This is a genomic window from Flavobacterium sp. (assembly GCF_035299005.1).
Classification (GTDB): domain Bacteria; phylum Bacteroidota; class Bacteroidia; order Flavobacteriales; family Flavobacteriaceae; genus Flavobacterium.
In genome coordinates this window covers 1-17,728 of sequence record NZ_DATGXL010000012.1, presented here as the reverse complement: position 1 = coordinate 17,728, position 17,728 = coordinate 1, and the positions used below count along the sequence as shown (strand labels likewise).

18 protein-coding genes are annotated in these 17,728 nt (G+C 31.1%); 16 read left to right on the top strand and 2 right to left on the bottom strand.

Annotated features, from left to right (window positions below; genetic code table 11):
- Window positions 1–7 precede the first annotated feature (7 nt).
- The 7 genes from rpsF to VK164_RS05950 all read left to right on the top strand — a co-directional run bounded on the left by rpsF (window position 8) and on the right by VK164_RS05950 (window position 5,099).
- Window positions 8–349: a 30S ribosomal protein S6 gene (gene rpsF, locus VK164_RS05980; protein WP_166235845.1), complete on the top strand. Its 342-nt coding sequence runs from the start codon at window positions 8–10 to the stop codon at window positions 347–349.
- 2 nt (window positions 350–351) lie between these two features.
- Window positions 352–648, top strand: a complete 297-nt coding sequence (rpsR, locus tag VK164_RS05975) for a 30S ribosomal protein S18 (RefSeq protein WP_008253655.1) — start codon at window positions 352–354, stop codon at window positions 646–648.
- Between the two features lie 64 nt (window positions 649–712).
- The gene (gene rplI / locus VK164_RS05970; protein ID WP_324208490.1) at window positions 713–1,156 is read left to right on the top strand and encodes a 50S ribosomal protein L9; all 444 of its coding nucleotides are present in this window, start codon (window positions 713–715) and stop codon (window positions 1,154–1,156) included.
- 73 nt (window positions 1,157–1,229) lie between these two features.
- Complete coding sequence (locus tag VK164_RS05965; protein WP_324208489.1) at window positions 1,230–1,703, top strand: DUF6495 family protein; 474 nt, start codon at window positions 1,230–1,232, stop codon at window positions 1,701–1,703.
- 1 nt (window position 1,704) lies between these two features.
- Complete coding sequence (gene ligA, locus VK164_RS05960) at window positions 1,705–3,696, top strand: NAD-dependent DNA ligase LigA (protein WP_324208488.1); 1,992 nt, start codon at window positions 1,705–1,707, stop codon at window positions 3,694–3,696.
- Window positions 3,689–4,405, top strand: coding sequence for a hypothetical protein (locus VK164_RS05955; protein ID WP_324208487.1), 717 nt, complete (start codon window positions 3,689–3,691; stop codon window positions 4,403–4,405). Before ligA ends, VK164_RS05955 begins: the two co-directional genes overlap by 8 nt.
- On the top strand, window positions 4,374–5,099 hold the full coding sequence (locus VK164_RS05950) for a hypothetical protein (protein WP_324208486.1): 726 nt from the start codon (window positions 4,374–4,376) through the stop codon (window positions 5,097–5,099). Before VK164_RS05955 ends, VK164_RS05950 begins: the two co-directional genes overlap by 32 nt.
- Here the strand turns inward: VK164_RS05950 and VK164_RS05945 are convergent.
- Window positions 5,089–6,003, bottom strand: coding sequence for a metallophosphatase (locus VK164_RS05945; protein ID WP_324208485.1), 915 nt, complete (start codon window positions 6,001–6,003; stop codon window positions 5,089–5,091). The two genes, VK164_RS05950 and VK164_RS05945, sit on opposite strands and share 11 nt — an antisense overlap.
- Before the next feature lie 14 nt (window positions 6,004–6,017).
- Window positions 6,018–6,803, bottom strand: coding sequence for a 5'-nucleotidase (locus VK164_RS05940; RefSeq protein ID WP_324208484.1), 786 nt, complete (start codon window positions 6,801–6,803; stop codon window positions 6,018–6,020).
- Between the two features lie 45 nt (window positions 6,804–6,848).
- Between VK164_RS05940 and VK164_RS05935 the strand changes: the two genes are divergently transcribed.
- From VK164_RS05935 to VK164_RS05895, 9 genes are all read left to right on the top strand, one after another.
- Entirely contained in the window at window positions 6,849–7,367 is a 519-nt protein-coding gene (locus VK164_RS05935; protein WP_324208483.1) for a DUF6913 domain-containing protein, read from the top strand.
- Between the two features lies 1 nt (window position 7,368).
- Window positions 7,369–8,247 carry a 4-hydroxy-tetrahydrodipicolinate synthase gene (dapA, locus tag VK164_RS05930; protein ID WP_324208482.1) on the top strand — a complete coding sequence of 293 codons (879 nt, stop codon included), beginning with the start codon at window positions 7,369–7,371 and terminating at the stop codon, window positions 8,245–8,247.
- A gap of 98 nt (window positions 8,248–8,345) precedes the next feature.
- Complete coding sequence (locus tag VK164_RS05925; RefSeq protein WP_324208481.1) at window positions 8,346–9,140, top strand: outer membrane protein assembly factor BamD; 795 nt, start codon at window positions 8,346–8,348, stop codon at window positions 9,138–9,140.
- Between the two features lie 6 nt (window positions 9,141–9,146).
- Complete coding sequence (locus VK164_RS05920; protein ID WP_166235835.1) at window positions 9,147–9,461, top strand: DNA-directed RNA polymerase subunit omega; 315 nt, start codon at window positions 9,147–9,149, stop codon at window positions 9,459–9,461.
- Window positions 9,462–9,467: 6 nt separating this feature from the next.
- Window positions 9,468–10,679, top strand: coding sequence for a bifunctional phosphopantothenoylcysteine decarboxylase/phosphopantothenate--cysteine ligase CoaBC (gene coaBC, locus VK164_RS05915; RefSeq protein ID WP_324208480.1), 1,212 nt, complete (start codon window positions 9,468–9,470; stop codon window positions 10,677–10,679).
- Window positions 10,669–11,559 (top strand): DUF4835 family protein, encoded by an 891-nt coding sequence (locus tag VK164_RS05910; RefSeq protein WP_324208479.1) that lies wholly within the window; start codon window positions 10,669–10,671, stop codon window positions 11,557–11,559. The genes coaBC and VK164_RS05910 overlap by 11 nt, the downstream gene beginning before the upstream one ends.
- Window positions 11,560–11,590: 31 nt before the next feature.
- Window positions 11,591–13,243: a DNA repair protein RecN gene (gene recN / locus VK164_RS05905; RefSeq protein WP_324208478.1), complete on the top strand. Its 1,653-nt coding sequence runs from the start codon at window positions 11,591–11,593 to the stop codon at window positions 13,241–13,243.
- A gap of 64 nt (window positions 13,244–13,307) precedes the next feature.
- Complete coding sequence (gene fabV / locus VK164_RS05900; RefSeq protein WP_324208477.1) at window positions 13,308–14,498, top strand: enoyl-ACP reductase FabV; 1,191 nt, start codon at window positions 13,308–13,310, stop codon at window positions 14,496–14,498.
- Window positions 14,499–14,658: 160 nt separating this feature from the next.
- A partial coding sequence (locus tag VK164_RS05895) for a choice-of-anchor J domain-containing protein (RefSeq protein ID WP_324208476.1) occupies window positions 14,659–17,728 on the top strand: 3,070 nt, incomplete at its 3' end.

Sequence of the window (17,728 nt, the reverse complement as noted above, 5' to 3'; positions counted from 1 at the left end):
AAAGATTATGAATCATTATGAAACTGTTTTCATCTTGAATCCCGTTTTATCTGAGCAACAGGTAAAGGAAACAGTAAGCAAGTTTGAAGATTTTCTTACTTCTAAAGGGTCTGAGATGGTATCGAAAGAAGATTGGGGCTTAAAAAAATTAGCTTACGAAATTCAACACAAGAAAAGTGGATTTTACCACTTATTCGAATTCAAAGCACCAGCTGAAATTATTATTGCATTTGAAACTGAATTCCGTCGTGACGAGCGTGTTATGCGTTTCTTAACTGTGTCTTTAGACAAACATGCAATTTCTTGGGCAGAAAGAAGAAGAGCAAAATTAAAATCTAAAACAAACTAATTATGTCTACATTAGAGCAATCTGCAAAAGGTAAAAAAGACGGAGATATCAGATATCTTACGCCTTTGAATATAGATACAAACAAAACGAAAAAGTATTGTCGTTTCAAAAAATCAGGTATTAAATACATCGATTATAAAGACGCTGACTTTTTATTGAAATTTGTTAACGAGCAAGGTAAAATTTTACCAAGACGTTTGACAGGTACTTCATTAAAATACCAAAGAAAAGTTTCTGTAGCTGTAAAAAGAGCTCGTCACTTAGCTTTAATGCCATACGTGGCCGATTTATTAAAATAATCATTAACATTATAGTTGTTGCCACGCCATTGGCGGGCTAACTTCTAATTTAAAGGACAACAACATGGAACTTATCTTAAAACAAGACGTTCAAAATTTAGGATTTAAAGATGATGTAGTAACTGTGAAAAACGGATACGGACGTAACTTTTTAATTCCTCAAGGTTTTGCTATTTTAGCAACTCCATCTGCTAAAAAAGTTTTAGCTGAAAACTTAAAGCAAAAAGCACACAAAGAGGCTAAAATTGTTGCAGATGCAAAATCTTTAGCTGAAGCTTTAAAAGCTTTAGAAATTAAAATTACTGCTAAAGCAGGTGGTGACAAATTGTTTGGTTCGGTTACTAATGCTAACATTGTTGAGGCATTAGAAGCTAATGGTCATTCAATTGATAGAAAATTCATCACAAGTGGAGTAGTAAAACGTGTAGGTAAATATACTGCAAACGTAAGATTACACAGAGATGTTATCGTTGAATTACCTTACGAAATCGTAGGAGAAAAAGCATAATTTTTCTTAAAATTTAAATTAGCTCCGATTTTATCGGGGCTTTTTTTTTATCTTTACTTTATAAAATTATTAAATGAAGTACGCAAGATTAACCAAAGAGCAATTAGAAGAATTGCATCCCGAATTTATTACTTTTTTAGCCACACAATCTATAGATAAAAAGGAATGGGATGAAATCAAGCAAAATAAACCACACCTTGCCGAACAAGAGATTGACGTTTTTTCTGATATGATTTGGGAAAAAGCACTGACGAATGTTACGCACATTGATCATTTTTCTAAAAATTACATTTTTCTTTTTAAATGCATGCAAAATGCAGTTTTTTCTTTCGTAATTAAAACCAATAATCCACAAATTGACTTTGTTTCTGCCGATGGAATTCATTGGTTATCAGAAAATTTATTTTCCGATGATGTAGAAATTACAAGAGGTAAGAAAGATCTATCAGAAAACAGAAATGAATCATTGTTTGAAATCATCAAACAAGGTGGAATCATTAGCAAAGGAGAATTGTTTACCAAATTAGACAGCTTAATCAATCAGTAATATGAGCGTTTTAGAGACTATTAAAAATTTAAGAGACGAATTAAATCAGCATAACCATAACTATTATGTATTGGATAATCCCACGATTTCTGACTTTGAATTTGATCAAAAACTAAAACAATTACAAGAATTAGAAGCACAGCATCCTGAATTTTTTGATGAAAATTCACCTACCCAAAGAGTAGGAGGAATGGTTACCAAGAATTTTGAAACTGTTACACACGAGTATCGTATGTATTCATTGGATAATTCTTATTCTGTTGAAGATTTGCAAGATTGGGAAAACCGAATTCAGAAAGTTTTAGGCGATGTTCCGTTAGAATATACTTGCGAACTAAAATATGATGGTGCATCAATTAGTATTAGTTATGAGAATGGTCGTTTAGTGCGTGCTGTAACGCGTGGCGATGGTTTTCAAGGCGATGATGTAACCAATAACATTAAAACCATTAAGGCTGTTCCTATTCATTTGAAAGGTGATTTTCCTGATAAATTTGACATTCGTGGAGAAATTATTCTTCCGTTTGCTGGATTTGAAAAAATGAATCAAGAATTGATTGAAATAGGTGAAACACCTTATTCAAATCCTAGAAATACAGCTTCAGGAAGTTTAAAATTGCAAGATAGTGCCGAAGTAGCCAAGCGACCATTAGATTGTTTGTTGTATTTTGTAATTGGTAATAATCTACCTTTTAAAACTCAATTTGAAGGATTGCAAAAAGCAAGAGATTGGGGATTTAAAGTACCAACTCAATCTAAATTAGCAAAAAATCTTGAAGAAGTTTTTGAATACATTAATTATTGGGACAAACACCGTCACGATTTACCTTATGAAACAGATGGAGTCGTAATTAAAGTAAATAACTTACAACATCAAGATGAATTAGGTTTTACTGCAAAATCTCCACGTTGGGCAATGGCATATAAGTTTAAAGCCGAACAAGTAACTACGAAATTAAACTCGATTTCATATCAAGTTGGGCGTACAGGTGCGATTACGCCAGTTGCAAATTTAGAACCGGTACAATTGGCGGGTACAATTGTAAAACGTGCATCATTACACAATGCCGACCAAATTGAAAAGTTAGATATTAGAATTGGTGATGAAGTTTTTGTTGAAAAAGGAGGCGAAATTATTCCTAAAATTATCGCTGTAGCCAAAAGAGGAAATCAAGCGGAACCTACGAAATACATTATTCATTGTCCAGAATGTCATACCGAATTAGTTAGAACGGAAGGAGAAGCGAACCATTTTTGTCCAAATTTCTATGGTTGTCCACCGCAGATTATTGGAAGAATTCAGCATTTTATTACCCGAAAAGCCATGGATATTGATGGTTTAGGTGGAGAAACAGTTGCTTTGTTGTTTAATGCAGGTTTGGTTACGAATTATGCAGATTTGTATGAACTGAAAAAAGAGCAAATTATTCCTTTAGAACGAATGGCTGAGAAATCTGCCGAAAATTTAATCAACGGAATTGAAAAATCAAAAACAATTCCTTTTGAACGTGTTTTGTATGCGTTAGGGATTCGTTATGTGGGTGAAACTGTTGCCAAAAAACTAGCCAAACATTACAAATCAATAGATGCGATTGCACAAGCCAGCATAATGGATTTGATTTTAGTAGACGAGATTGGAGATAAAATTGCGCAAAGTGTAGTTCAATTTTTTGAAAATCAAGAAAATATAACTATCATTGACAGATTAAAACGATATGGTGTTCAATTAGAATCGAAGGTTGATGATGTTTTACTTTCAGAGAAATTAAAAGGAAAAACTTTTGTTGTTTCAGGCGTTTTTGAAATTTATTCGAGAGATGAACTCAAAAAAGCGATTGAAGATAACGGTGGAAAAGTTGGTAGTTCTATTTCTTCAAAAACGGATTATGTGATTGCAGGAGATAATATGGGACCATCAAAATTAGAAAAAGCGAATCAATTAAAAATTGCTATAATTTCGGAAACAGATTTTAAAAATATGATAGATGGTTAAAATAAATTCGGCGTTACTTTTATACTTTGCGGCTGTTGTTTTTTATGTGATAGCGGTAATGATAGGTAGTGATAATTTAGAGCTTTTTTGTAAGCCAATAATTATTCCGTCGATTTATTATTTTTATTTTATTTCTGTAAAAGGTAGGGTAGATTTTTTGTTTTCAATATCTATTTTGTCTTTTTTTATCGGTGAAATATTGCATTTAATTAGCCGAGAAGATTTTTTGATTCCAGGTTTGATTTTTTTTGGAATACCTTATTTTATAATTATCTATTTTATTGGACAGGATTTTTTATTCTATTCTAAAAAAAAGAAATATAATATTAGTAATGTCTCATTTTATATTGTACTTTTATTATTGTTCTATCTGTTATATAATGTTTTATCATTTATAAATGAATCATCTCAATTTGAGTTTAGCATATATATCATGTATGGCATTCAGTTGTTTGTGATGGGAATATTGACTTTTTTAATTCAGTTTAATTTTAATAATAGAACTGTCTTATATATGGTTTTAGCAGTAACTACCTTCATAGTTTCTGATTTGTTTTTTGTATTTACATTACGAATGAAAGATGAAATAGCTTTGAAATTAATCAATGTGGTTACTCAGCAATTGTCATACTTTTTTTATGTAGGTTACTTTATTTATAGAACAAAATTTTCAATGAATGGAAAAAGAAGTATATCTATCGGAGAATAGTTCAAAAAAAATAGCTAACGCAGCAATTGGTTTATATTTTATTGTTAATATTATATATTTAGTGATATATAAAATATTTAATGACGTTGATTTAGCGCTATATTTTAAACCACTTATTGTTCCGTCAATTGCTTTTGCTTATTTCTTTTTGACAAAAAAGAAAAATTACCTATTTAATATGTTGTTATACTTGGTAATATATTTTGCGGATAATTTAATTCTGCTTGAAGATAGAAGTTTATATATTTTTTCAACATACTTATATTTAATAGCGATTTCAATTCTATTTTATTATGTTGTTTCTGATTCTAGATTATTTAGAAGAATGCCAATAATTGAGCGAAATTACCCTTATTTTCTGCTTGCAATTTCGTCTGGAGTAGTAATCTATAAAATTTTGAATTTTATTTATGACATTCCTTTTAAAGAAGCGGCAGTTGTATTGTTGTATATCTTTATGTTTTTAACAGTTTTAATTATTAGCATCTATAATGCAATTAGAGCTAAATCAATAGCTTCTAGATTTTTATTATTTATGCTTTTATGTCTTTTTTTATCAGATACTTTTGAAGCATTGAATAGCTATTATTTGCACAATAATACATTAATATTTCTTAGTTGTTTGGTAGATGTTCCTATTTATTATTTTTTGTTAAAATATCTTTTACATAGAGAACATAGTATTACACGATAATGTTTTTGGTTTGGTTATGATACACTTTATCGTTTGATAAGTAAAAATCTATTCTGCCCAGATTTATTCCATAACAACCTACTTGATTGATAACAACATCTTTATTATCGCTATTTTTTTCAATAACTGGCTTGTCTAAAAATGTATGGGTGTGTCCACCTATAATTAAATCAATATCTTTTGTTTTTTTTGCTAACTCTAAATCCGACACTTTGTAGGGCTCGTTTTTGTATGAAAATCCTAAATGTGAAAGACAAATAACCAAATCACATTTCTTGTCATGTTTTAGAATTCTAGACATATCTTGTGCTACTTCAATTGGATTATTATAAACGGTTTCTTTATATAATTTTTTATCAACTAAACCATCAAGTTCAACTCCTAATCCAAAAATTCCAATTTTAATTCCGTCTTTGTCAAAAATTTTGAAAGGTTTGACAATATCGTTTAAGATGGTGTTTTTGAAATCATAATTTGCTGAAACAAATTCAAATTTTGCATGTGGTAATTGTGCGTAAAATCCATCAATTCCATTGTCAAAATCATGATTTCCCATTGTGGCTAAATCATATTGCATCATGCTCATTAATTTGAATTCAAGTTCTCCACCATAATAGTTAAAGTAAGGTGTTCCTTGAAAAATGTCACCAGCATCTAGTAATAATACATTAGGTTCTTCTTTTCTGATACTTTCAATTAAAGCAGCTCTTCTTGCAGCTCCACCCATATTGGCATTCTTAGGATGATCTGCTGGAAATGGGTCAATATGACTATGTACATCATTAGTGTGTAGAATGGTAATTTTTTTTGTTTCAATTGTAGAAAAGCTACTTAAACCTATATTGGCTAATCCTAATAATGCAGAACTAGCAGCTGTTTTTTGGATAAAATCTCTTCTTTTCATATGTTTAAGTTTTGTTATTCTAAAATAATTTTTTCATCAGTAATCACAGGAAGCGTATCTGCCTTTTTGAAATAATCGATAAGCATATTTCTTAACTTGTAATCCATATCAAACTTTATTGTACTTTCTTTAAAAAAAGTCATGTTATCACCACCATTTGCTAAATAGTCAGAAGTTGCAACATAATATATTTTATCGTCGTCAATGATTTTTCCATTAATTTCTATATTTTTTAGGGTTAATGAATTTTTATCAGCAAAGATTTTGATGCCATATAAAGGATGTGGTTTTCTTTCAGTTAAAATATAAGTTGCTAGTTCTTTAATTTTGCTTCCTTTTAATCCAACAACAATTAATGCATTTTCAAAAGGCATCACTTCAAAAGCAGTTCGGGTTGTAACATCTCCTTTTGGAATTATAGAACGAATTCCACCATGATTCAATAGGCAAATATCTATGGTTTTATTTTCTCTTTTTTCAAATATTGGATTACCAAGCTCAAAAACTACTTGAGCTAATAAATTTCCAATTGTGGTTTGCCATTTTCCTTTGCTTTTGTCTAAAGTTTCAGGGGAAAAGGCTAATACATTGTCTAAATCTTTTTTTATGTGTTCTCTATATGGAGCAACATAGCTTTCGATTTGCGTGTTCTCTCCTTTTTCATTAGTTACACCAATTTTTTTTCCTTCTATCTTATAATTATAGTATTCTTTAGTTTTACAAGAAAATAAGAAACTAAATGTTAATAATATAACAAAATAGCGAAAAGATATCGTATTCTTTTTTACATTTACCATCATAATAAAAGACTTAATTTATAATTTTGTCCGAGAGGTAAAAATACTATGTTTTATACGATTATAAAGAACTTTTTTCTAAAAAAAATTGTAACTAAAAAGTTATTAAAAGAAAATACATTTCCTTCTAACGAAAAAATAAATACAATAGGGTTGTTAGTTGATGAAACTTATTTTGCAGAAAAAGAAGCATTAATAGCTGCAATCGAAGCGAAAGGTTTTAAAAAAGATGCGATTTCTGTATTGATATATAAAGATAAAATTAAAAAGAAAGAAGTGTTTAATTATCCGTCTGTTTCATTAAAAAATATATCAATTTCTGGAGAAATTTCAAATCCTGAAGCCGTTACTTTTATTGAAACACCTTTTGATTTGTTAATCAATTATTATGATGTAAATAAGTTTTCTTTAGTTTTACTTTCTCAAAAATCAAAAGCTAAATTCAAAGTTGGATTTGCTACTATCGATAAGCGAGTTAATCATTTTATAATTAATTCTTTGGTAGAAAACTACAATGAATTTACAGATGAATTATTTAAATATTTAAAAATTTTAAACAAAATATAAAATGCAATCATTTATAGGAACTGGTGTTGCACTTGTTACACCATTTAAAAAAGATTTTTCGGTTGATGTTGATGCATTAACAAGAATTGTAAATTATGTAATTGAAGGTGGTGTAGAATATTTAGTAGTTTTAGGTACAACAGCCGAAACTGCAACTCTTTCTCAAGAAGAAAAAGAACTAGTAATTGATACAATTGTCAAAGCTAATGCAAAAAGATTACCATTAGTATTAGGTGTTGGAGGTAACAATACTATGAAAGTTGTTGAAGAATTAAAAACAAGAGATTTTTCTAATTTTTCAGCAATTTTATCAGTATCGCCTTACTATAATAAGCCAACGCAAGAGGGAATTTACCAGCATTTTAAAGCGGTTGCTGAAGCTTCGCCAATTCCAGTCATTGTCTACAATGTTCCAGGTAGAACAGCAAGCAATATGTTGCCTGCAACTGTAATTCGATTAGCAAATGATTTTCAAAATATCATTGGAATTAAAGAAGCTGCCGGAGATATTGTTCAAGCAATGAAATTAATTCAAAACAAACCAGAAGGTTTTTTGGTGATTTCTGGAGACGATATGATTACTTTGCCAATGGTTTTAGCTGGTGGAGCGGGAGTGATTTCTGTAATTGGAGAAGGTTTTCCTAAAGAATTTTCCGAAATGGTGCGTTTAGGTTTGCAAAGAAAAGTAGACGAAGCATACAAATTACATTATCTATTAGCAGATAGTATTGATATGATTTTTGAACAAGGAAATCCTGGAGGAATTAAAGAAGTCTTCAAAACATTAGGATTGTCGGAAAATACTTTGCGATTACCATTAGTAAATGTAAACGAAGATTTGGCTTCAAGGCTTCAAAATTTCACAAAAAAGTTAAGTTAAAAAAAAGATTTTCATAGTAAGTAAATAATATCTAAATTTGCAGTTGCTTTTTTAGGTATCAGTAGTATTGATATTTTTAAAGTTAAAATAAAAACCAAATGAATAAAATTTTTAGTTTCTTTCTTACCATTATACTTCTTGCTTCATGCAGTCAGTATCAAAAAGCGTTAAAGTCTGATGATGTGGCTGTAAAAACAGAAGCAGCTAACAAGATGTATGAAGATGGAAAATATACAAAAGCAATCCGTTTATATGAACAAGTAGCTCCAGCTTATAAAGGAAAACCTCAAGCGGAACGTTTGTTTTATATGTATTCAAAATCGTTGTATAATACTAAGCAATATTATTTAGCGGGTTATCAATTTGAAAATTTTGCTGCGAGTTACCCAAAAAGTGAGAAAAGAGAGGAAGCGTATTTCTTAGCAGCTGAGTGTTTTTATAAATTATCGCCAGTCTATAGTTTAGACCAAACAGATACAGAGAAAGCATTAGAAAAAGTGCAAAAATTTATTGATATATATCCAAATTCGGAATATTTGCCAAAAGCAAATGAGTATGTAAAAGAATTGAGAGAAAAACAAGAAAAGAAAGCATTTGAAATTGCAAAACAATATAATAGTATCTCAGATTTTAAAGCAGCATTAAAAGCATTTGATAATTTTATTGCTGATTTTCCTGGAACACCATATAAAGAACAAGCTTTGTATTATAGATTAGATTCTGCTTATCAACTAGCAATTAATAGTATCGAATCAAAAAAACAAGAACGTTTAGATTATGCAAAAACCACGTATGCTAATTTGATGAAATTCAAATCAGATACCGAGTATAAAGAAAAAGCTGATAAAATGTTAGCTGATATTGAACAAGAATTACAACAATTTTCTAAATAAAAAATCATGGATTTAAAGAAAACGAATGCTCCTGTAAACACAATTACTTATAATAAAAGTAAATTGGAAGAGCCTACTGGAAACATTTATGAAGCGATAACTATCATGGCAAAAAGAGCTAATCAAATTAATACCGAAATCAAAAAGGAATTAATTGAAAAATTAGAAGAATTTGCAACATATAACGATAGTTTAGAAGAAGTTTTTGAAAATAAAGAGCAAATCGAAGTTTCAAAATTCTATGAAAAATTACCTAAACCACATGCATTAGCAGTACAAGAGTGGGAAGAAGGGAAAATCTACTACAGAGATTCTAAATAAATTGATATGTCTGTTTTAAGCGGTAAAAAAATCTTGCTAGGTATATCTGGTGGTATAGCTGCTTATAAAACAGCCAATTTGGTTAGACTTTTCATAAAAGCAGGTGCACAAGTACAAGTTGTAATGTCGCCTGCTTCTTTGCATTTTGTTACACCACTTACTTTATCCACTCTTTCTAAAAATCCGGTTTATTCTACTTTTTATAATGAAGAGGATGGAAATGGAGAATGGAATAATCATGTAGAGTTAGGGCTTTGGGCTGATATTATGCTTATTGCACCAGCAACAGCAAATACATTATCTAAAATGGCAAATGGAAATTGTGATAATTTATTGATAGCAACCTATTTGTCTGCAAAATGCCCAGTTTATTTTGCACCAGCAATGGATTTGGATATGTACAAGCATCCTTCAACTTTAGATAGTTTTCACAAACTTAAATCATTTGGAAATATAATAATTCCTGCTGAAAATGGGGAATTAGCTAGTGGTTTATCTGGCGAAGGAAGAATGGCTGAGCCTGAAAATATTGTCGCCTTTTTAGAAAATGATATTTTAGAAAAATTGCCATTGAAAGGTAAAAAAATATTAGTTACTGCTGGTCCAACTTATGAAGCTATAGATCCTGTTCGTTTCATTGGGAACCAATCTTCAGGAAAAATGGGTTTTGACATTGCTATACAAGCTGCTAAAATGGGAGCCGAAGTTACTTTGATTTCTGGACCAACATATTTAAAGCTTGAAGATGCGCAAATTAATTTGATAAGAGTTACTTCAGCTCAAGAAATGTATGAAGCTTGTCATTTGTATTATAAAGATATGGATGTAGCAATTGCGGCAGCAGCAGTTGCAGATTATAGGCCAAAAAATGTAGCTAATCAAAAAATAAAAAAGACAGAAGCTACGTTTATTATTGAACTGGAAAAAACAAAAGATATTTTAGCATCATTAGGCGAGCAAAAGAAAAATCAGTTTTTAATAGGTTTTGCACTAGAAACAGAAAATGAAATTGAGCACGCTAAGTTGAAAATCCAGAAAAAAAACTTAGATTTGATAGTTTTAAATTCATTAAATGATAAAGGCGCTGGTTTTGGTCAACCTACAAATAAAGTCACATTTATAGATAGCAATTTTTCTATTGAACCAATGGATTTAAAATCGAAAGAAGCCGTAGCCTTTGATATTATAAATAAAATAATTCAACATTATGAAGCGTAGTTTAGGATTAATTATAGTTTTATTTTTTACTCAAATTGGAGTTTCTCAAGAGCTTCAGGCAACTGTTTCTGTAAACTACCAGCAAGTAAATAATGGAAATCCACAATTATTTAAAAACTTAGAAAAACAAGTTAAAGAGTTTTTAAATACTACAAAATGGACCGATAGAGAAATAAAAGATGAAGAAAAAATAGAATGTAATTTTTTTATCAACATTACGGGGTATGGTTCAAATAATTTTGAAGCAACATTACAAATTCAATCATCAAGACCAGTTTTTAACTCAACTTTATCATCTCCAATTTTAAACATTAACGATAAAAATTTCTCGTTTAGATTTATTGAATTTGAAACAATGAATTATGATCCAAATAGTTTTAATTCAAATTTGGTGTCAGTTTTAGCCTATTATTCAAATATAATTATTGGATTAGATCTTGATTCGTTTTCTGAAAATGGTGGAACTAAATATTTAGAAGTTGCCTCAAATATTGTAAATGTTGCTCAAACTAGTGGTTATAAAGGATGGAGTCAGTCTGAAGGAAATAATAACAATAGAAATTTTTTAATTTCAGATTTATTATCAAATACTTTTTCACCTTTTAGAATTGCATTATATCAATATCATAGAATGGGATTAGATTTAATGAGTGAAAATGTTACTAAAGGAAAAGAAGGTGTAGCAACATCAATTGAAACACTTGCGGAAATTCAAAAAGTAAGACCAAATTCATTATTAGCTAGAACTTTCTTTGATGCAAAAGTTGATGAAATTGTTTCTGTTTTTTCGGGTGGCCCAAAAATTAATGTAGCGCAAGTTGTTGAAACTTTGAACAAAATATCACCTTTAAATTCTCAAAAGTGGAGTAAAATAAGATAATGTAATAATTATCACATTGAAAATATAAAGTATGCTACTTTCGCTTTCCATAAAAAATTATGCGCTAATTGAATCGCTTGAAACTGATTTTTCCAATCAGTTTTCTGTTATTACAGGAGAAACAGGAGCAGGGAAATCTATATTATTAGGTGCGCTAGGTTTGGTTCTAGGCAATAGAGCTGATTTAACTTCATTAAAAGACAAAGAACAAAAATGTATTATTGAAGCTGTTTTTCTGCTTTCAAATTATAATCTGCAGCCATTTTTTCAAAAGAATGATTTGGATTATGAAGATAAAACAATCATTAGAAGAGAAATTTTGCCTTCTGGAAAATCGCGTGCATTTATAAATGATAGTCCGGTTAATCTTCAAGAGTTACAAGAATTAGGTTCTTATTTGTTGGATATTCATTCACAACATCAAACCCGTGAACTTACAGAAGAATCTTATCAATTAGAAATTATTGATGCTGTTGCGGAAAATGGAACTGAGATATTAAATTATAAAAATGTTTTAATTTCTTTTAAAGCCAAGCAAAAAGAGTTGAAGCAAATGATTGCTGAAAAAGTAGCTTTGGAAAAAGAATATGAATACAATTCGTTTCTTTTGAATGAGTTATTGTCTGCAAATTTAATAGATGGAGAGCAAGAATCACTTGAACAAGAATTAGAGCAATTAAGTAATGTGGAATTTATCAAAGAAAATTTTGCTCGAATATTAGCGGTTGCAAACGAAGAACAAATCGGTGTAATTGTCAATTTGAAAGAAATCAAATCGGCACTTCAAAAAGTGACGACTTTTTCTCCTATTTATGCACAACTTCAAGAAAGATTGCAAAGTTCTTTTTTAGAAATAGAAGATATTTTTAATGAATGCGAGCAAAGTAATGAAAAAATAATTGCCGACCCTGAACGATTAGAATTAGTAAACACCAAATTACAATCTATCTATAATCTTCAGAAAAAACATCAGGTAGGTTCCATTCAAGAACTTTTATTAATTCAAAACGATTTGGATAATAAAGTAGTAAAGGTTGATGATTTAGAAGTAGGAATTAAAAATGCCGAAAAAGAATTACATATTTTGAAGGGAAAAATTGATGGAATAGCTGCAAATATCTCAAAAAATAGAATCGAAGCAGTGCCTCATTTGGTAAGAAAAATTAAAGAGATTCTCTCACAATTAGGAATGGCTGAAGCTAACTTTCAATTTGAAATTACAGCGTCTGAAGAATATTTTACTACAGGTAAAGATGAATTAAATGTTTTGTTCTCTGCTAATAAAGGAACCAGTTTTGGAACCTTGAAAAAAGTAGCTTCTGGAGGAGAAATGTCACGCATTATGTTGGCTATAAAATCTATTTTAGCAAATTATTCAAAATTACCAACCATTATTTTTGACGAAATTGACACAGGTGTTTCTGGTGAAATTGCAATAAAAATGGGAGAGATTATGAAAGATATGAGTAAAACAATGCAAGTTTTTGCGATTACTCACTTGCCTCAAATTGCTGCAAAAGGTGATTCACATTATAAAGTATCTAAGCGAAGTTATGGTGAAACGACAATATCGGAATTAATCTTACTCTCTACCGAAGAGCGAATTCAACAAATTGCAGAAATGTTATCGGGTAAAGAAGTTTCCGAATCTGCATTGCAACATGCAAAAGCTTTGTTGAATTAATTTTTTGAATTACTTTTGTTTTCAATTTACAAATAATACAAAATCAAATATAAAAATATAGAAGATGATTATAGAACCTAGAATGCGTGGATTCATTTGTTTAACAGCCCATCCAAAAGGTTGTGAACAAAATGTAAAAAATCAAATAGAATATGTAAAGTCAAAAGGAAAAATTGACGGTGCAAAAAAAGTTTTGGTCATTGGAGCTTCTACAGGTTTTGGTTTAGCTTCAAGAATTACTAGTGCTTTTGGGTCTGATGCTGCTACAATTGGTGTGTTTTTTGAAAAAGAACCAGCAGAAGGAAAAACAGCTTCTCCAGGATGGTATAATTCTGCAGCTTTTGAAGTAGAAGCAACTAAAGCAGGATTATATGCTAAAAGTATCAATGGAGATGCTTTTTCTAATGAAGTAAAACAACAAGTAATAGAAATGATTAAATCTGATTTAGGTCAAGTAGATTTAGTAATTTATAGTTTGGCTTCGCCAGTTCGTCTTCATCCAGTTACAGGAGTTTTACATCGCTCAACATTAAAACCTATCGGATCTACTTTTACAAATAAAACAGTTGATTTTCATACAGGAAATGTGACTCAAGTTTCAATAGAGCCTGCAAATCAAGAAGATATTGATAATACTGTCGTGGTAATGGGAGGTGAAGATTGGTCAATGTGGATGGATGCGTTAAAGGAGGCTGGAGTTTTAGCTAATGGAGCAACTACAATAGCTTATTCATACATAGGTCCAGAAGTAACAGAGGCAGTTTATAGAAAAGGTACAATTGGAAGAGCAAAAGATCATTTAGAAGCTACAGCATTTGAAATTACAGAAAAATTAAAAGGGATAAATGGAAAAGGTTATGTTTCTGTAAATAAAGCATTGGTTACTCAAGCGAGTTCAGCAATTCCGGTTATTCCATTATATATATCTTTATTATATAAGATTATGAAAGCAGAGGGAATTCACGAAGGATGCATAGAGCAAATTCAAAGATTATATGCAGAGAGATTGTACACTGGAAGTGCAATTCCAACTGATGATAAAGGAAGAATTAGAATTGATGATTGGGAAATGCGTGCCGATGTACAAGAAAAAATTGCAAAATTATGGGTTGAATCTACTACTGAATCATTAGTTCAATTAGGAGATTTAGCGGGTTATAAACAAGATTTCTTAAATTTATTTGGATTCGGGTTTGATGGTGTTGATTATCAAGCTGATGCCAATGAGATGGTTTTGGTACCTAGTATAAAGTAAATTCTATTTAAAGTAAATTTTTAAAAATCTCGAATTAATTCGAGATTTTTTGTTTTAAAGCTTTGATTGATGCATTTTATCGATATTATTCATAAAATTTGATTGGTATTTTAAAAAAAATTATAAATTAGCCTTTGCTTAACAATTAATCTAATTATTTATGAAAAAAATTACTCTATGGCTTTTTGCTTTGCTGACTTGTTGGCAAACTTACAGTCAAGTTGGATTAACAGAAAATTTTGATGCTAGCACTGCTTTACCAGCAGGATGGTCTGTTTCTGATTTTTCAACTCCAACTGCAACAGATGCTTGTGCAGGAAATTCTCACAGAACTAATAGATATTCTTTTAGTACATCTGGAACTTTAATCTCACCAAATCAAGTTGCGGCTTCAAATGGTACAAATTTAACTTTCAGTTTTGATTATAAAATCGAAAATTGGAACTCAACTACTGCAACTCCAGCAGGATGGGGAAACTTTGTAGTTCAATATTCTACAGATAATGGAGCAACATGGTCAACTTTTTTCACGGTTGATGATTCAAATCACGTTGTAGCTAATACTTGTGCTACATTTTCAAATGTTATACCAGGAGCTAGCTTACCAGCTGGATCTGATGTAAGATTTAGATTTTTATCAACATGGGTAGCGGGAGATTATGATATTTATTTTGATAACATTTCTGCAACTCAGGTTACTGCTTTGCCTCCAAATTGTACTGCTTTGTCTTCACCAGCCAATGGTGCTGTGAATATAGATTCAAGTATTGTGTCTTGGCCTGCTGCTAGTGGAGTGCCTACAGGATATAAATTAACTGTTGGAACTACTCCAGGAGGTACAGATGTCTTTAATGCTTTAGATGTTCTAAATGTATTGACATATAATTTAGGTGTTCTAAATGCAGGAACTACTTATTATGTTAAAGTTGTTCCATACAATGCAAATGGAGATGCAATAGGATGTACAGAATCTTCTTTTACAACTTGTGGAACAAATGCAGTTCCAGTATTAGAACCATTTGCTACATTTTTACCAGGTTGTTGGGTAGAAGCTGACAATGGTGACCTTATTGCTGGACCGGCAACTTTTGGTGCTTCAGGTTGGGCAGCTGATGGTTTTGCTAATGTAGGCACAACAGGAGCAATAAACTATAATGTATATCAAGCTGTCGCAAATGATTGGGTAATCTCTCCTTTTTATGCAATACCAACTACGGGTTATGAATTAAAATATGATGCAGCTGCAACTCAATATGCAGGAACAGGAGCTCCGACAACTGCTTGGGAAGCAGACGATTTTGTTGAGGTGTTAGTTTCTACAGGTACAACTAACTGGGTGGTTTTATATACTTATAACGCTGCAAATGCTAATATTCCTTCTAATACGGGAACTACAAATGTTATTGATTTAGATGCTTTTGCTGGTTTAAATGTAAGATTTGCATTTAGAGCTGTTGAAGGTACTGCAAATGGTGATGCTGATATTGATTTCTCAATTGATAATTTTGAAATTAGAGAAACTCCAGCATGTTTAGAGCCAACAGGTTTGGCAGTTGCTGGAATTACTGATTCTAGTGTTGATTTATCATGGGTTGCTGGTGGTACTGAATTGGATTGGCAATATTTAATTCAACCACAAGGTACAGGTACACCTACAGGTTCTGAACCTGGAATTGTTGATGTAACTTCTTCTAATGAAACAGATTCTACATTATCTCCTAATACTGCTTATGAAGTATATGTTAGAGCATTTTGTAGTGTTTCAGAGCAAAGTCCATGGGTTGGCCCAGTAAACTTCAGAACAGCATGTACAGCTCTTACAGTTCCTTTCTCTGAAGGCTTCAATTCTACATCATCTACAGAAGCTTGTTGGACTGTATTAAATGCTAATGGCGATACTGAAGCTTGGGATATGAACTATACTACAAATCCATACGAAGGAAATCAATCAGCGGTTATGTATACTGACTTTAATGGAGGTGTAAATGATGATTGGTTAATTTCACCAACAATTACTTTAACTGGTGGACAAAGATTAAAATATCATTACAGAGTTCAGTCTAATTTTGAGCCTAATGACTTTGAATTATTATTATCTACAACAGGTGCAGTTCCAGCTGGTTTTACTACTGTATTATTGCCTACTGCTAGTTATTCAAATACAACTTATGTTGAACAAATAGTTGATTTATCAGCATATTCTGGAAATGTAAATATTGCATGGCATGTGCCTGCTGGAGGATTAGATGGATGGAGATTATATATTGATAATGTAATAATTGAAAATATACCAGTTACTCCGCCTTCATGTGCTTCTAATATTGTAGCAACACCTAATGCAACTTGTGGTAATTTTTCAAATTTAATCACTTGGGATGCTACAGTAGGTGCTGATGGTTATTATATTTCTGTAGGAACAACTCCTGCAGGAACAGATATTGCAAATAATATTAATTTAGGTAATGTAACTACATATAGTTTTACAGGAGCAATTGCAACTACATATTATTATACTGTAGTTCCGTTTAATGCTAACGGTTCTGCAACTGGATGTACTGAGTTATCTTTTTCTACAGTAGCAACAGGATGTTATTGTACTTCAGTTCCTACTTCTGTTGACGGAAGTGGAATTACAAATGTTCAATTAGTTGCTACAAATTTTGCAAATACTCCAGCTTCGTATACTGATCATACAGCTACTCCAGTTGATATGTCACAAGGAGTTAGTAATAATGTTCAAATTACTTTTGCAACAGGGTATACTTATGATACAAATATTTGGATTGACTTCAATAATGATTTTGATTTTGATGATGCAGGAGAGTTAGTTCAAACTGGTATTGCTTCAACAAATGCTAATCCTACAACATTGAATGCGTCTTTTGTAATGCCTGGAACAGCTCCGTTAGGACAACACAGAATGAGAATTGGTACTGCAGATGTAGGTCAAGTTCCTCCAGCACCATGTTATTCAGGTTCTTGGGGTGTTACTTTAGATTTTACAGTTAATATAGTTGCAGCATCATGTACACCACCAGCAGCTACCACAGCAGTAGTTCCTGCATGTGGTTCAGGTCAATTCTCAGTTGATGTAACAGTTACAGCATTAGGAAATGGTACACCTTCAATTACAGATGGTACTACTACATGGCCAGTAACTGCTCTTGGAGTAGTAAATGTTGGTCCATTTACAAGTGGATCTTCAGTAACGTTGACTTTATTACATGGAG

What these genes read in the sequence shown, in the direction of transcription:
- VK164_RS05955 (WP_324208487.1), top strand. Translation starts at nt 3,689, where the DNA reads ATGGTTAAAATAAATTCGGCGTTACTTTTATACTTTGCGGCTGTTGTT.
- VK164_RS05940 (WP_324208484.1), bottom strand. Translation starts at nt 6,803, where the DNA reads ATGATGGTAAATGTAAAAAAGAATACGATATCTTTTCGCTATTTTGTT.
- rpsR (WP_008253655.1), top strand. Translation starts at nt 352, where the DNA reads ATGTCTACATTAGAGCAATCTGCAAAAGGTAAAAAAGACGGAGATATC.
- VK164_RS05935 (WP_324208483.1), top strand. Translation starts at nt 6,849, where the DNA reads ATGTTTTATACGATTATAAAGAACTTTTTTCTAAAAAAAATTGTAACT.
- rplI (WP_324208490.1), top strand. Translation starts at nt 713, where the DNA reads ATGGAACTTATCTTAAAACAAGACGTTCAAAATTTAGGATTTAAAGAT.
- dapA (WP_324208482.1), top strand. Translation starts at nt 7,369, where the DNA reads ATGCAATCATTTATAGGAACTGGTGTTGCACTTGTTACACCATTTAAA.
- ligA (WP_324208488.1), top strand. Translation starts at nt 1,705, where the DNA reads ATGAGCGTTTTAGAGACTATTAAAAATTTAAGAGACGAATTAAATCAG.
- VK164_RS05910 (WP_324208479.1), top strand. Translation starts at nt 10,669, where the DNA reads ATGAAGCGTAGTTTAGGATTAATTATAGTTTTATTTTTTACTCAAATT.
- recN (WP_324208478.1), top strand. Translation starts at nt 11,591, where the DNA reads ATGCTACTTTCGCTTTCCATAAAAAATTATGCGCTAATTGAATCGCTT.
- VK164_RS05925 (WP_324208481.1), top strand. Translation starts at nt 8,346, where the DNA reads ATGAATAAAATTTTTAGTTTCTTTCTTACCATTATACTTCTTGCTTCA.
- rpsF (WP_166235845.1), top strand. Translation starts at nt 8, where the DNA reads ATGAATCATTATGAAACTGTTTTCATCTTGAATCCCGTTTTATCTGAG.
- VK164_RS05945 (WP_324208485.1), bottom strand. Translation starts at nt 6,003, where the DNA reads ATGAAAAGAAGAGATTTTATCCAAAAAACAGCTGCTAGTTCTGCATTA.
- fabV (WP_324208477.1), top strand. Translation starts at nt 13,308, where the DNA reads ATGATTATAGAACCTAGAATGCGTGGATTCATTTGTTTAACAGCCCAT.
- VK164_RS05950 (WP_324208486.1), top strand. Translation starts at nt 4,374, where the DNA reads ATGGAAAAAGAAGTATATCTATCGGAGAATAGTTCAAAAAAAATAGCT.
- VK164_RS05965 (WP_324208489.1), top strand. Translation starts at nt 1,230, where the DNA reads ATGAAGTACGCAAGATTAACCAAAGAGCAATTAGAAGAATTGCATCCC.
- coaBC (WP_324208480.1), top strand. Translation starts at nt 9,468, where the DNA reads ATGTCTGTTTTAAGCGGTAAAAAAATCTTGCTAGGTATATCTGGTGGT.
- VK164_RS05920 (WP_166235835.1), top strand. Translation starts at nt 9,147, where the DNA reads ATGGATTTAAAGAAAACGAATGCTCCTGTAAACACAATTACTTATAAT.